Origin of the sequence: Vibrio sp. JC009 (assembly GCF_029016485.1) — a bacterium.
Classification (GTDB): Bacteria; Pseudomonadota; Gammaproteobacteria; order Enterobacterales; family Vibrionaceae; genus Vibrio.
On the sequence record NZ_CP092107.1, the window covers coordinates 630,812 to 643,923 of the forward strand.

A 13,112-nucleotide genomic window follows, 5' to 3' on the forward strand; every position below is an offset into this window, starting at 1 on the left:
CAGCTAATTGTGACCTATAATCTGTCTATATTTCACAATAATAACAGTCAGTTTTTGTATGCCTGATACTACTCCCGCCAGCTTAGAACTTATTATCCGACAGGGTCTGGATTCATCTCCGGACTGCTTTGGAATTCTTAATCATCTGGGCAAGGTGATTTACTGCAACAATACTTTTGCTGCGGCATACGGCATCACCAAAGAAGAAGCCTACGGAAAAACCAATAAAGAGCTGCTAAAGCTGGCGTGGGAAAACCAGCAAGGCATTCTGATTGAAACCGATGATTTTGACGCCTGGTACGAAAATGTAGAGAAACTCCAGAAAGAAAGAAAACTGAACTCTTTTGAGACAGACTTCACCGACGGCCGCTGGTTTAAAATGACCAGAACCAATCTGGATAATGGTTATATTCTTCTTTTCGGTGTCGATATTACCGGCCTGAAGGACACCCAGAATTCGTTAGAGAAAGCCAATCTGCGCATTGAAGCTCTGGCCAATACTGACCAGCTAACCGGCATTGGCAACCGCCGCTCATTTATGACCAAATCGAATTATGAAATCAAAAGGGCCAAACGATATAAGCAGCCGCTTTCCCTTCTGATCCTGGATCTCGATTATTTTAAACAGATTAATGACAACTATGGTCATGATGGCGGTGATTTTGTACTTCGCCATTTTGCCTGTCTCTGCGCAGAGCTTCTGCGGCAGACAGATTCACTGTTCAGAATTGGGGGCGAAGAGTTCGCCATCCTGCTTCCCATGACCAATATTGATGCTGCGCAGCATATTGCCGAGAGGATTCGCTCGCATATTTCCGCTCACAGCTTCTATTTTAAAGATATGAATCAATATATCGACGTATCGGTTTCTATCGGCGTCGGATACCTTACCGATACAGAGCACTCAGTTAAAGCCATTCTGACTCAGGCGGATAATGCTCTGTATCAGGCGAAACGCAAAGGCCGTAATCAGGTTGTCACCTGCTGCGCTTAAAAAACAAAATAGTCTGTAATTTTTTTGCACCTTTCCCTTTCTTCTTACGTATGTATATCTGATACAGAAATGAGAAAGGAATACCCTCATGATCCGATTAGTTAAGGGACTGCTGACAGCCGCAGTCGTACTTCCCGCCAGTTTTATGCTTCTCAGCACCGATGAGAACGCGCAGGTAGCTGCGAAGGTCAGCTCCGGAAAAACTGAAGTTGCAACCCTGGCCGGTGGCTGCTTCTGGTGCACAGAGTCCGATCTGGAAAAGCTGGATGGCGTTATTGATGTGGTTTCCGGTTATTCCGGCGGACACCTGGATAATCCGACCTATAAGCAGGTCTCCTCCGGCAAGTCCGGGCATATTGAAGTGATACAGGTCAGCTTTGATCCCAAAGTACTCAGCTATGAAAATGTGCTGGATTACTTTTTCCGTCATATAGACCCGACCGATGCGCTCGGCTCTTTTGTTGACCGGGGCCCGCAGTACCGCCCGGCCATCTTCTATCACAATGAAGCGCAGAAAGAGCTCGCTATCCGCTTTATGAAAGATATCGACGACGCGGAGATTTTCGATAAACCACTCGCCACTGAACTTATTGAATTTAAAGAATTCTTCCCCGCAGAAGAGTACCATCAGGATTACTACAAAAAGAGCAAACTTCGCTACAAATATTACCGTCACGCCTCCGGTCGCGATCAGTTCCTTGATGATGTTTTTGGTGATGAGAGGACAGACAAACCGGTCACACTGCGCGAGATGATTAAACAGCGTAAACAGATAGACTCACTAAAAGTTTATGAAAGACCAACCGATGCTGAAATAAAGAAAAAGCTCACACCACTTCAGTACAAAGTCACTCAGAAAGAAGGCACTGAAAGGCCCTTTGATAATGAATACTGGGATAACAAGCAGGAAGGCATCTATGTGGATATAGTGACCGGCGAACCTCTGTTTTCCTCTACGCACAAATACAAATCCGGCACAGGCTGGCCAAGCTTTACCCAGCCGATTAATGCAGCCTATATCATTACCAAAACCGACTTTCATCTGGTTTACCCAAGGCAGGAAGTACGCAGCCGCTTCGGCGACTCACACCTTGGACATGTATTTGATGACGGCCCCGCCCCAACGGGACTGAGATACTGTATGAACTCAGCGGCAATGCGCTTTGTACCCCTTGCCAGTATGAAGAAGGAAGGGTACGAAGAGTATTTATATCTGTTCAGGAAATAAGCCTGCCACCTCTATTACGGAACCATTTACCCATAATCATTGGGTTTCTGGTTCCTTTATCTTGTGCCTCCTGAAATAGAAAATACTGCTTTCACTTACAGGAGAAGCAGGAATGAAAACAGGAACATCGATAGCACTTACCCTTTTTGCGGGGCTACTTAGTGGCTGCGCATCTATGGACAATTCAGACCAATCGTCAGCAGTTAAAACAGAGGTTACCGGCAGCGATTTTGCGTTAAAGACAAAATGGCAGGTATCCGGCTTTAAGATGCCTGAGTCAGTTTTCGCATCCCCTGATCACCCGTGGCTTTACGTTTCTAATGTTAACGGCCCAAAGCCGGGCTTTATCAGCCGTGTAGCTAAAGACGGAACCATAGACAAGCTTGAGTGGGTGACAGGCCTTGCTGCCCCAACCGGCTCAGATATGTATCAAAACACGCTATTTGTTGCTGACGGCAAGCAACTGCACGCTATTGATGTAACCACAGGAAGCATTACGCAAAGTTTCTCAGCAGACGATGCCGTATCGCTTAACGATGTAAGCATTGACCAGCGCAGCGGTGATGTTTATATCTCAGACATTATTGGCGGTAAAATTTACCAGCTAAAAGAAGGCAAACTGTCGGTGTGGTTTAAGTCTGAGCAACTCCCTTACCCTAACGGCGTTCTGGTGCAGGGTGATGCGTTAGTGGTTGCCAACTACGCACTGAAAACCGGCGAAGGCCTGATGCGCAAGCAGTGGAAGCCGGAAGATTTTGGCACTATTTATAAAATCGACCTGAAATCAAAAACACTGAGCACTCTCCCTTCATCTGCAAAAAAAGGCGTTTACGACGGCGTAATCGAGTTCAATGGCGTTCTTATGGCAAGCAGTAACCCAACAGGCCAGATGCTTACCTTTGAAGACAATCAAAGCTACCTGATAGACAGCACAGACCGAGGCGTTGCCGATATTAACACCGATGGTAAAACCATCTACGCGCCGTATCTGTTCAACAATAAACTGACCGCTTTTGAGCCAGTTGCCTGGGACAGAGTAACAACTAAACAAGAGTATCTGGAAAAAGGTGCTGACAACTATTACGGTGATGCGGCAGGTAAATCCATCGCAACCCAGGACGGAGTTATCAAGGGTATCTTTGGCGGCCAGCAACTAAACGGCACCTGGGACTGGAAAGACGAATACTTCTGCAGAACCAGTACGCTTGGGTCAATGGATTTGGGCTCAGACTGCATTCAGATTGATGTAACCGACAACAAAATGCGCCTTGTTCTGGACGAAGGTAAAGGGATGTCTGTCGTCTATGACAAAATGCCAAAAGACGATGAAATCACTGTCCTTTCTACCTTTGAAATTAAACAAGAAGGTATCGATCTGTACAAAAAGGAGATGCTGGGTAATCAGGACGCGGTCCGCAAAGAAAGTGGCACACTTGAAATGAAACTGTTCCAGGACCAGAAAGATCCAACCAACTTTTTTGTATTTGGCCGTAATGCCGGAGCCGCCTCTTTAGAGACACATTCAGAAGAAGTGGAAGAGAGAGGCATAGCTCAGCGAGTTCAGCCAACACTGGCAGAGCCACCAAAGACCTATTTCCTGATCAATCAGAAGCCGTTGCTTACTCAGGATGTCGAAGTTTACAACTCAGATGCAGACGATGTACAACTGTTCTTTATGTTTGATGTCCAGCCGGACTACAGAGAAAAGCTTATCGCTCAACTTAAAGAACATACAGAGCTAACCCGTCAGGAAGAGGGCAACATCCGCTTTGACTTCTACACACTGAAAGGCAATGACAACACCTTTGTTATTCAGGAGCACTGGCAAAATGAAGAAGCAGGTGATTATCACCGCAAGCAGGCTTACACTAATAAAACCGCACAAGTAATGACCGAAGCCATTGGTCAGTCAAAACAACAAATCTTCTTTGTTGATCAGATTGAAAAGTGAGTAAGCGATATGGATGGAGCTAGAGAGCATCATCCGTAAGAATTTGGCGACAATTACGAACAGTTAATACTCGAATCTCATGGCTTATGCTGTAAATGATCCTGTAATGACCGAATATAACTTCCCGATAGTTTGTATTCGGCATTTCAGGAACCATACGCCCCATCTCTGGCATCGAAGCAAGTAATTCAGCTTTATCAAAGACTTCATCCTTTAATACGCCCTAATACTTGAGCTCGTGCATCTTCATTAGAAACACCCAGGCCAGATGCTAATTGAGCTTCAGCGGTACGCATTTCTTCCAATAGCTCGATTTTCTCTTGCATGGCTTCATATTCAGCGACATCAAGTACCACTGCAACACCTTTACCACGTTGAGTGATTACCAATGGACGTCGAGTTTCGTTTATTTGCTTTATAAATGAGGTTACGCCAGCGCGAAATTCTGACAACGGTTGTATGTCTTTATCGAAATGTATACGGCTCATATCAGACTCTTAATTGTACAAAACTATGTACACACAATAGTTCATTTATTGTTTTCAGGCAAGGTATCACTGTTGGTTAGCTGCCGCTAGAAAACAGTGATTTTTTGATTTGATAAATCAGATCTCGCTCGATAGGTAGATTGTGTCATGGTATAGATTGTGTCATGGTAGCTGGCTCGCTTTTGGACATTTCTGAGTTACGGCAACGGGCTAATTTCTACCCTTCAGATAACTCCTGATGTCCCAAAAGAACAAACGGCATCTCAATGCGAGATGCCGAGAATGGAAGGTTCTGGACAAAACTCTTCACGGTACGAGAAGAGAGCTAGTGTTACTTATGTGTTTTTGCCCTATTTTTATGTATTTCAGAATGACTCTTAAGCGATAGCCAGTCTCGTCAATGTTATATATAACGCTAGAATGATAAGAATGCCTCCCGCAAACTGATGCACACGCTTGGATAGCTGATCACTTTCATTTAGCCGCTCACCAATTACGCTAGCAAAGAATACCAATGGCAACTCAACTAGAACCATGATTATTACTAGTATCACCCCAAGCAACAGCATTTGCTCGCTAATCTGCCCTGAGTCTTTCGAGATAAATTGAGGAAAAAAAGACAGAGTAAAAATGATGGCTTTTGGGTTTAGCAGGTTAGTCATTACCCCTTGTATGTAAACCTTTTTTAGTGTGCGCTCGGGAACTTTGTCGAGGGACGATATCATCCCATGATGGGTGAAAATCCCCCAACCAATCCACCCCATATACATAGCCCCCGCAAGTACAAGAGTATTATAAATTGTGGGAGAAGCGGAGATAACTGCGGCCACACCAAGTGTTGCCAAAATCACATGAATATATGCTCCACTGGCTACTCCTAAGATAGAAGCTACTCCCGCTTTCTTACCACTCGACAATGCATTTGACACAACATAAACCATGTCTGTACCGGGGGTTATCATCAGTACAAATGTTGCTATTGAGAAAAGAATGATTAAATTGCTGTCTATCATTTCTACGATTACCTTAAAGTCACCTCTTTAGGAACAGAGTGACAAAGGTAAGAAGAGAGTTATATAACAGAATTGCTCACTTGAACTCGTCTGCATATTTTTTGGGAGATAACCCGAACACCGCTTTAAACTGACGCCCCAAGTGGGATTGGTCAGAAAAACCACAGGTCGTTGCTACTTCAGCTACGGGGTAACCATCGCTGAGTAGCTGCTTTGCCTTAAGCAACCTCAGTTGCCGCAAATACTTATTAGGAGAAATCTTAAAAACTCGGGAAAACTGGCGGCAAAGGTGGAACTTGGAAAGATTTGCCTCATGGGCTAAATGGTCAAGAGTTATCATTTCATCGTAATGATTTTCAAGATATTCACGTGCTATTGCTAGCTTCTTAAAGTCTTCAATCCGTGGAGACAAGGAATTTGTCACAACAGTATGAGATAACTGTTCTACGAGCAGCGCAAGACAACGTGCCCAGCTTACCTCTGTATCAAACGAACTTGACGACGGATCTGCTAACTGCGCCGCACAATGAGCCAGCTCTTGATGCAGTTCGGGTGAGTCGATAGTTAAGTTAGAAACCGAAGGAACACGTTGGTCGAGTTGTTCAAACGCTTTACGCAGTTCTACATCTTGGGCATAGAACATAACGTATTTGCATCCATGAGGGCTGAGAACCCTTCCAGCATGTACCTCTCCGGGCGCAATCACTGTTACTTGTCCAGAGTTCACTATGCCATCTCCAGTCGCTCTTGGACTATTGTCATGAGCACCAGAAACAACGGTTCCGATAGACCACGTATCATGCCAATGGGCATCAAATTTATGGTTCGTAAAATCTGCGATAAGAACTTCGACACCACCAAAAATACGAGTCGAGTAGATGTAGGCATTGTTTAATAGCATCGTTCAAATATATAGTATCTAATCCTGAAAGTCGTTTAGAAGATACCTATATTCAAAAGGAAATATCGATGGAGCTAGAATATCGTTCAGCGCAGCTTGAAGATTTAGAAAGTCTCGTGTCGCTACTTGCAAATGACCCTCTTGGCAAAAAGAGAGAGGATGCAACGATTCCAATAAATAGCGCCTATCTCTCCGCGTTTAAAGCTATCACTTGCGATCCAAATAATGAGCTGCTTGTCGTCGAACTTCAAGGTTCGCTAGTTGGTATGCTCCAAGTTACATTTATTCCGTACCTGACACACGTTGGTAGTTGGCGCTGTCTCATCGAAGGCGTCAGAATTCACGAAGAATTTCGTGGGCAAGGTTTTGGTGAGCAAATGTTTCAACACGCGATTAAATTGGCTAAGACTAAAGGTTGCAATCTCGTTCAACTTACTAGCGATAAGCAACGCCCAGATGCCATAAGGTTTTATGAAAGGCTTGGTTTCAAGGCAACACACGAGGGATTCAAGTTAGCACTATGAGTTATTGCTAACAATTGATAGAAGTATGCGGATAACGGATTGGGTTTAAGATTTGCTAACAAGAAATATCGCGAATGAATATTTATGCGCATCCGTTTTTTTAGTAGGGAAGACGGTAATGACAGCTTTTGGGAGAAAGTTTGCACTACTCCTTGGCTGCCTTTGGTTCAGTCGGGGTTGATAAATCAGGGATTAAATTTATCGGCTCAAAACCTCGTTGAAACGTAATGGGGCAGAACCATCTTAGAGTGGAAGCACTAAATTGCTTTTGTCCCGAATAGAGCCAAAACACCCGGAACAGCCCTTGCACGGGGGGTAGCGAGAAGCTCATTATCAACCCGAAGTCGAAACCGAAAGATCTCGTGATTTTGCAGAATGACTCCGGCTACCAAAGGATCTCTTCTGGGGATGTAGAGAACCTCAGAGGATGGTGTCTAGGTTATTCTCTGCGGGTCGATAATTATTTCTAATAACACCTCTCCAGTAAGGGATGCACGATAACTCCTAAACGAGCATCGGAGGTATTCTCAACCAGTAACTTCCGTCTGAATTGTTATGCAAGTTATCTGAAGGGGGGGATTCAGCCTAGAATAAGCTGTCATGTGAATCCAATATAGCTTAAAACAGCGTGTAATTTATTCAATTCATCAACATTAACACCGACATAATGAGTGTTGAAATACTTAGCCCTATAAACCTCGCCCAGTTGTCTCCAACCCTCCACAGTAGTATCTGTGATTTTTGTTTCATCCAGACAGGACACCCAGAAAACTTCTTTCTTAGGTCGTTGCCCAGACGTCAAATGCCGTCCTTTGTAATAAAGAACCACTTGTGTTTTCCGAATCGAAATATCAGTCACATTTGGGTTGGTAGACAACTCTTGAGCTACTTTAATTAATTCGGGGTTTATGAGGTTTGAATCATCATCATACGCAGACTGCATGATCACGAACCCTTCCCTTGAGTCAACCACGCGATCATTCTTTGAACCTCGCCTTCCTGTTGACTGAACTTTGGCGCTCTGAGCTAATATTTCATCACAGACAGACATAACTTCTGTAAATCCCTTGGATTCAGCATTTTTTCGTATATTGAGCAGTTGTTGATTTGAGTATTTTCCAGTTCTAATTTTCTCTATAAGTTCTGCAATGTTTACAGCCATAAACACCTCTCAATTGGCTACTATAGCTAACCATTATACACGTACGGCACTTTGAACGTAGTAATGTTAAAGAGCGCGGGCACAAATGCTTCAGAGGATTATCTAGGTAGTTCTCATCCAGAAACAGCAGATTTTAAGCACTTGTTCCATTGATCTAGCTCTGGTTGCTACTTTTCCGAAGCCTAATGTATGGTGATTGCGCACACGAAGTGTGCGATCACGATATTTTTTGCTCTTATTGGGCAATTAGTCAAAACGCAAACATTAAAAGCCCTGCCATCGTAGTGACTGGCGTGTATTTCCTTTTGGCAGGATAAGGTCAGTTGGCGGTTTCTATCCGCGCGAGTTGCAAGAGGTTATATGCCACACTTGAAGCCCAGACATAGGCCTTGAACTTCTCCAGACCTTTCCAGTTGCACCTCGACAGTCCGAAGCGACGTTTCAGGCAAGAGATGTTTCCTTCAACACCTGCCCTAAACTTATAAAGCTTTTTGTACACCCAGTCGCTTTTCACCATGTCTTCAACCTTCAGGCCGCGTTTTTTATTGAAGGCGACATCCTTAACCCCCATTTCCTTAGCCTTCGTAAGATTGTCCTGACTGGCGTACCCGCCATCGGCAGCAGCCTGTCTTGGAGCCCTGCCGTATATTTCCTTTTGCCTTTCCAACATAGGACACAATCTCGCGGCATCTGCCGGATTACCTTCTTCAATATAAACATCTAACACCAGGCCACTCTTACCTGTCGTCAGGTTTAGCTTGTGCCCATATTGAATGTCTCTGGAGCCTTTTCTGATGATATCGGTATGAGGCTCGAAGATGCTGAGTACCTTCTCCTGATGAGGAACGGATTCGCCATTAAACACCCTTCTTTGGGTTTGGCTAATCACTTTTTCTGTGAGCTCCAGGAGTGCTTTAGCTTCTTCTTCCAATTGTATAAATTGAAAGGATTCCCGTAGTTGGCTTTTGGGGTTAAGTGCCATGTACAAATAGTCACGGGTCTCTTTAGTATTAGCAATCAACCGTTTGTATTGCTTTACTCTGTTGCTTCCTCTGGAATAGGCGATGGCTTTCATGCGCCGTTTAGCTGCCCGGGTCCGGTCACAAAATGTAACGGCTCCCAGCTCCAGTACGGAGGCCATTTTCCGGAGCAGACGAACCATGACACGAACACAGTCCCAGAGAAGGTTGCTGTCGCTGGGTGGGGAGATATGAGTTTCAGTTACCGTACTGTCAATTCGGACCATTCTGCCTTTTTCAATTCCTTTTGCCGCTGCATCACTAAGCAGCAGACGATTAATCGCTTCCCAACTTGCCGCATCAATTTTGCTAATACAGGATTGTAAGCAGGAGCCGGAATAACGTATGGATGAATCAACTCTGGCAAAAGAGCTGTAACTTAATGAGTCCTGTAAATAGAAGCTGAGTTCGTCATAGGTTAATCCCATCATTTGTTTGAGCAATGCCGCTCTGACAATGGTATCAACAGTCAGCCCTTTGCGTCCGGTTTGCTTTGCCCCGGAAGTAAAAATAGCATTGGTTGCGATATCTAATATCGCGGGAATGGCGTCCAATCTCTCAGATATATTTTTTAATTGCTGGCCGGTCTCGTGCTCACCGTAAAATTCGAATATACTGATTTGTGGGTTGTGTGTTTCACGCATCCTAAACTCCGGTTTTTTTAATCTAGTCAATGAGTTAGCACTATTAACTATAGTAAATTTATCGGAGTTTTCCTTCTTTTTATCCTACATTTTTCAAATATTTCAATATGTTATCGTTTCTGGATGAGAACTAGGTATTGCATACGTTGCGAAAATTCCCGCATAAAGTGAATCCATCAGCGCAATTCAGGGATGGAAGGTTATGGCTTGAACCTTCTATTTTCGGCATCGAGCATAGGGAGGCCGTTCGTAGCTTCAAGATACAAAAAGTTACTTGAAAGCGGGGTTATAGAGCTTTTACGTTAAATAGCTTTTGTCCCGAATAGAGTCAAAACACCCGGAACAGCTCTGCACGGGGAAGCTCATTATCAACCCGGAGTCGAAACCGAAAGATCTCGTGATTTTGCAGAATGATTCCGGCTACCAAAGGATCTCTTCTGGGGATGTAGAGAATCTCAGAGGATGGTGTCTAGGTTATTCTCTGCGGGTCGATAATTATTTCTAATAACACCTCTCCGGTAAGGGATGCACGATAACTCCCAAAACTGCTCAAAATAGATATTACTAACCAACGCCATCCGCTTGCATTGTTATGCAACTTCACTGAAAAGCAGAAATCACCTCTGGATATTTCTAAGCCCGTAATTTTGTTCTTTTACCAAGCCATGAATTATTACTGATTTGGCAAGGTTAAAGAAAATATTTGATTTTTCATGTCACACTTTTTTTCCGGAAAAGTTTAAATAGAGATGGGTCTATAGAGCAAGCCCAGAAGGTTCGGGAATTACACGAGATATTGTTTAATAACAACAGAGACAATCAGATATGGATAGACGTAAATTCGTAAAAAATGGACTAGTTGGCGTTGGTGTTGCTATAGCATCCTCGCATGTGATAGCTAGAGAGGGAAGCCAGATACAAACAGACAAACCCCACATTACATTTCCATCAGTTGGGAATAAAATCATTGCTAAGATCATTTCCAGCGAAGCGCCTTGTTCGATAGGTATGAAATCAGGAGATGAATTTGAGTTAGGTATTCGTAAATGCGGTAATTTTTGTGGATTTTTCTATAGCAGCATTCACAAGTCGATAACTGAGCTTCAGTTCGGAGAGTTCGGTCAGGGGCCGGATACACAAGTGTTCGAGTGCCCAAATTCTAAGAACAAGGTCAAGTTGGAGTTAAGGAGAATTGCAGTTTAGATTAAATAATTACCAAAGGTTACACCTAAATTTCCACTTCTGAAGTAGCTACGGCTGCTTTGCTAAGATTCGAATAACTGAGCTAAGCCCTGATGTAGGTCGCTCTCATCTACTGTTCATGACCTCTGGTTCAGGGTGAGATCGTGAGTATTTTTTAAGCAAAAAGTAAGATCGATTTGACGATCACATCTAGTACCTAAACACAGAAGTTATGATCGATTGAATTTAGTACACCAAGGTGGTGTCTCACCTCTTTGGTGCACTAAAGCTGCATAATTAAATAACCGGTATCTGGGAGTCAGGCAAAGTCACCCGAATACTTCGCGGTTTACGCGGCTGTTTTTCAATAAGTCCTTTTTTCTCCAGATTTTTAATCATCTGATTAACAGTGGGAGCGGTTACTTTAAAGTAGTGCTCCATTTCGGCGTAAGCCGGGGGAAAACCACGCATCTTGGTGTATTGATGAATAAAAGCCAGATATTGACCTTGTTTCTCCGTGTACGGAATATCCGGCGGCTCCGGTAGCGATAACAATAGTTCAGCTGGAACATTAACAAAGAGACTTCGGGCAACACCGGGGGACTTAATTATCCACTTTTTCTTTTCTAGGTTTTTTATCATTTGATTCACTGTAGGGGCGGTGACTTTGAAGTAAGCCTGGATATCAGCGAAGGCTGGCGGGATCCCTCTCAATCGTGTGTATTCGAGAATATAAGTCAGATATTTTCGCTCTTTTTCCGTAAATGCGTAATTTTCAGGGTCAGGGATCGACACAGCAAGCCTTTTGTGATCAAGTATGGTGGTTATCAATACCGAGATTGTGCCATGAATGTCAAATACGTTGTAGAGCTGAGTAATGAAGAACGAGATACGTTAATAAAACTCACGTCAAAAGGTAAGGAAAGCGCCAGAAAACTCAAAAGAGCCCAACTGTTATTACTTGCCGATGACGGCAAGCAAGACAAAGACATTGTCGAACTGCTTCATATCAGTACATCAACCATTTACCGGACCAAGAAACGATTTGTCGAAGAGGGTTTGCCTGAAGCTTTGAATGAAGGAAGAAGAACAGGTTGCCCGCGCAAGCTCGATGCTGTCAGTGATGCATTGTTGACGGCCATTGCCTGTAGTGAGCCACCAGAAGGTTGTGGCCGGTGGACATTAAACCTAATCGCCGATGAATTTATGGCCTTGGTGGAAGGAGAATCGATATCAGTTGAGACGATTCGAAGGCAGCTCAAGAGCAACGATTTGAAACCCTGGCAGAAAAAGATGTGGTGCGTTGGTGATATGAATGCCGAATATATTGCCCGCATGGAGCATGTGCTTGACTTGTACAGTCGTCCAGCTATTCCCGATGAACCACTAATCAACTTTGATGAGGCGATGAAACAATTGGTGGCAGATATTAAGCCATCAACTCAGGCTAAGTCAGGGCAACCTCCGAGAGAAGACTATGAATACAAGCGAGTGGCGGTGGCTAATCTGTTCATGTTTTATGACTGTCACCGAGGGTGGAGAAAAGTCAAAGAAACAGAAAATAAAAAGGCTGAGGACTTTGCACAATGTATGAAGGAGTTGGTGGATATCCACTACCCTGAAGCTAAGAAAATTCATGTCGTGATGGACAACTTTGGCACGCATACAGAGGCTTCACTCTATAAGGCATTTGAACCAGCAGAGGCCCGGAGGCTTCTGAGCCAATTGGAATTTCACTATACCCCTAAGCATGCCAGTTGGCTGAATAAAGTGGAAATTGAAATAGGGGTCATGAACAGACAATGTCTGAATCAAAGGATCCCGACATGGGAGAAATTACGCAATGAACTGGATGCGTGGGAAACGCGAAGGAATCAGGAAAAAGCTTCTATCAACTGGCAGTTTGACATAGAAGCAGCACGAGAAAAGTTCACCAAAGCCTACGCCAAACTACGAAAGAAATAGCGTAGGCTCAATATGTCAGAACTTATGTGTCGGAGTACTAG

12 protein-coding genes and 1 pseudogene are annotated in these 13,112 nt (G+C 43.9%); 6 read left to right on the forward strand and 7 right to left on the reverse strand.

Annotated features, from left to right (window positions below; all coding sequences use genetic code 11):
• Positions 1–58 precede the first annotated feature (58 nt).
• From L3Q72_RS17750 to L3Q72_RS17760, 3 genes are all read left to right on the forward strand, one after another.
• The gene (locus tag L3Q72_RS17750; protein WP_275133501.1) at positions 59–994 is read left to right on the forward strand and encodes a diguanylate cyclase; all 936 of its coding nucleotides are present in this window, start codon (positions 59–61) and stop codon (positions 992–994) included.
• 88 nt (positions 995–1,082) lie between these two features.
• A complete protein-coding gene (msrB, locus tag L3Q72_RS17755; RefSeq protein WP_275133502.1) occupies positions 1,083–2,222 on the forward strand; it encodes a peptide-methionine (R)-S-oxide reductase MsrB in 1,140 nt (379 codons plus the stop codon).
• Positions 2,223–2,334: 112 nt separating this feature from the next.
• A complete protein-coding gene (locus tag L3Q72_RS17760) occupies positions 2,335–4,173 on the forward strand; it encodes an antibiotic biosynthesis monooxygenase (RefSeq protein WP_275133503.1) in 1,839 nt (612 codons plus the stop codon).
• Between the two features lie 19 nt (positions 4,174–4,192).
• On the opposite strand, the pseudogene L3Q72_RS17765 reads toward L3Q72_RS17760, so the two are convergent.
• The 4 genes and pseudogenes from L3Q72_RS17765 to L3Q72_RS17780 all read right to left on the reverse strand — a co-directional run.
• A pseudogene (locus tag L3Q72_RS17765) lies at positions 4,193–4,384 on the reverse strand (type II toxin-antitoxin system RelE/ParE family toxin); the annotation flags it as partial.
• Complete coding sequence (locus tag L3Q72_RS17770; protein WP_275133504.1) at positions 4,380–4,661, reverse strand: type II toxin-antitoxin system Phd/YefM family antitoxin; 282 nt, start codon at positions 4,659–4,661, stop codon at positions 4,380–4,382. The pseudogene L3Q72_RS17765 and the gene L3Q72_RS17770, both read right to left, overlap by 5 nt.
• 377 nt (positions 4,662–5,038) lie before the next feature.
• Positions 5,039–5,674 (reverse strand): LysE family translocator, encoded by a 636-nt coding sequence (locus L3Q72_RS17775; protein ID WP_275133505.1) that lies wholly within the window; start codon positions 5,672–5,674, stop codon positions 5,039–5,041.
• Between the two features lie 76 nt (positions 5,675–5,750).
• Positions 5,751–6,575 (reverse strand): AraC family transcriptional regulator, encoded by an 825-nt coding sequence (locus L3Q72_RS17780; RefSeq protein WP_275133506.1) that lies wholly within the window; start codon positions 6,573–6,575, stop codon positions 5,751–5,753.
• Positions 6,576–6,643: 68 nt separating this feature from the next.
• Here L3Q72_RS17780 and L3Q72_RS17785 point away from each other — a divergent pair, with 68 nt between their 5' ends.
• Positions 6,644–7,099: a GNAT family N-acetyltransferase gene (locus L3Q72_RS17785; RefSeq protein ID WP_275133507.1), complete on the forward strand. Its 456-nt coding sequence runs from the start codon at positions 6,644–6,646 to the stop codon at positions 7,097–7,099.
• 598 nt (positions 7,100–7,697) lie between these two features.
• On the opposite strand, the gene L3Q72_RS17790 is transcribed toward L3Q72_RS17785, so the two are convergent.
• Both L3Q72_RS17790 and L3Q72_RS17795 read right to left on the reverse strand, forming a co-directional pair.
• The gene (locus tag L3Q72_RS17790; protein WP_275133508.1) at positions 7,698–8,261 is read right to left on the reverse strand and encodes a hypothetical protein; all 564 of its coding nucleotides are present in this window, start codon (positions 8,259–8,261) and stop codon (positions 7,698–7,700) included.
• Positions 8,262–8,580: 319 nt separating this feature from the next.
• Positions 8,581–9,924 carry an ISNCY family transposase gene (locus L3Q72_RS17795; protein WP_275129955.1) on the reverse strand — a complete coding sequence of 448 codons (1,344 nt, stop codon included), beginning with the start codon at positions 9,922–9,924 and terminating at the stop codon, positions 8,581–8,583.
• Positions 9,925–10,749: 825 nt separating this feature from the next.
• On the opposite strand from L3Q72_RS17795, the gene L3Q72_RS17800 reads away from it, so the two are divergent.
• Complete coding sequence (locus L3Q72_RS17800; protein ID WP_275133509.1) at positions 10,750–11,127, forward strand: TIGR04076 family protein; 378 nt, start codon at positions 10,750–10,752, stop codon at positions 11,125–11,127.
• Positions 11,128–11,403: 276 nt separating this feature from the next.
• On the opposite strand, the gene L3Q72_RS17805 is transcribed toward L3Q72_RS17800, so the two are convergent.
• On the reverse strand, positions 11,404–11,748 hold the full coding sequence (locus tag L3Q72_RS17805) for a hypothetical protein (protein ID WP_275130249.1): 345 nt from the start codon (positions 11,746–11,748) through the stop codon (positions 11,404–11,406).
• A gap of 204 nt (positions 11,749–11,952) precedes the next feature.
• On the opposite strand from L3Q72_RS17805, the gene L3Q72_RS17810 reads away from it, so the two are divergent.
• Positions 11,953–13,071 (forward strand): IS630 family transposase, encoded by a 1,119-nt coding sequence (locus tag L3Q72_RS17810; protein ID WP_275130149.1) that lies wholly within the window; start codon positions 11,953–11,955, stop codon positions 13,069–13,071.
• Positions 13,072–13,112 lie beyond the last annotated feature (41 nt).

Coding starts and splice junctions, on each gene's coding strand:
- L3Q72_RS17795 (WP_275129955.1), bottom strand. CDS start 9,924: ATGCGTGAAACACACAACCCACAAATCAGTATATTCGAATTTTACGGT.
- L3Q72_RS17775 (WP_275133505.1), bottom strand. CDS start 5,674: ATGATAGACAGCAATTTAATCATTCTTTTCTCAATAGCAACATTTGTA.
- L3Q72_RS17805 (WP_275130249.1), bottom strand. CDS start 11,748: ATGATAAAAAACCTAGAAAAGAAAAAGTGGATAATTAAGTCCCCCGGT.
- L3Q72_RS17800 (WP_275133509.1), top strand. CDS start 10,750: ATGGATAGACGTAAATTCGTAAAAAATGGACTAGTTGGCGTTGGTGTT.
- L3Q72_RS17770 (WP_275133504.1), bottom strand. CDS start 4,661: ATGAGCCGTATACATTTCGATAAAGACATACAACCGTTGTCAGAATTT.
- L3Q72_RS17810 (WP_275130149.1), top strand. CDS start 11,953: ATGAATGTCAAATACGTTGTAGAGCTGAGTAATGAAGAACGAGATACG.
- msrB (WP_275133502.1), top strand. CDS start 1,083: ATGATCCGATTAGTTAAGGGACTGCTGACAGCCGCAGTCGTACTTCCC.
- L3Q72_RS17750 (WP_275133501.1), top strand. CDS start 59: ATGCCTGATACTACTCCCGCCAGCTTAGAACTTATTATCCGACAGGGT.
- L3Q72_RS17780 (WP_275133506.1), bottom strand. CDS start 6,575: ATGCTATTAAACAATGCCTACATCTACTCGACTCGTATTTTTGGTGGT.
- L3Q72_RS17760 (WP_275133503.1), top strand. CDS start 2,335: ATGAAAACAGGAACATCGATAGCACTTACCCTTTTTGCGGGGCTACTT.
- L3Q72_RS17790 (WP_275133508.1), bottom strand. CDS start 8,261: ATGGCTGTAAACATTGCAGAACTTATAGAGAAAATTAGAACTGGAAAA.
- L3Q72_RS17785 (WP_275133507.1), top strand. CDS start 6,644: ATGGAGCTAGAATATCGTTCAGCGCAGCTTGAAGATTTAGAAAGTCTC.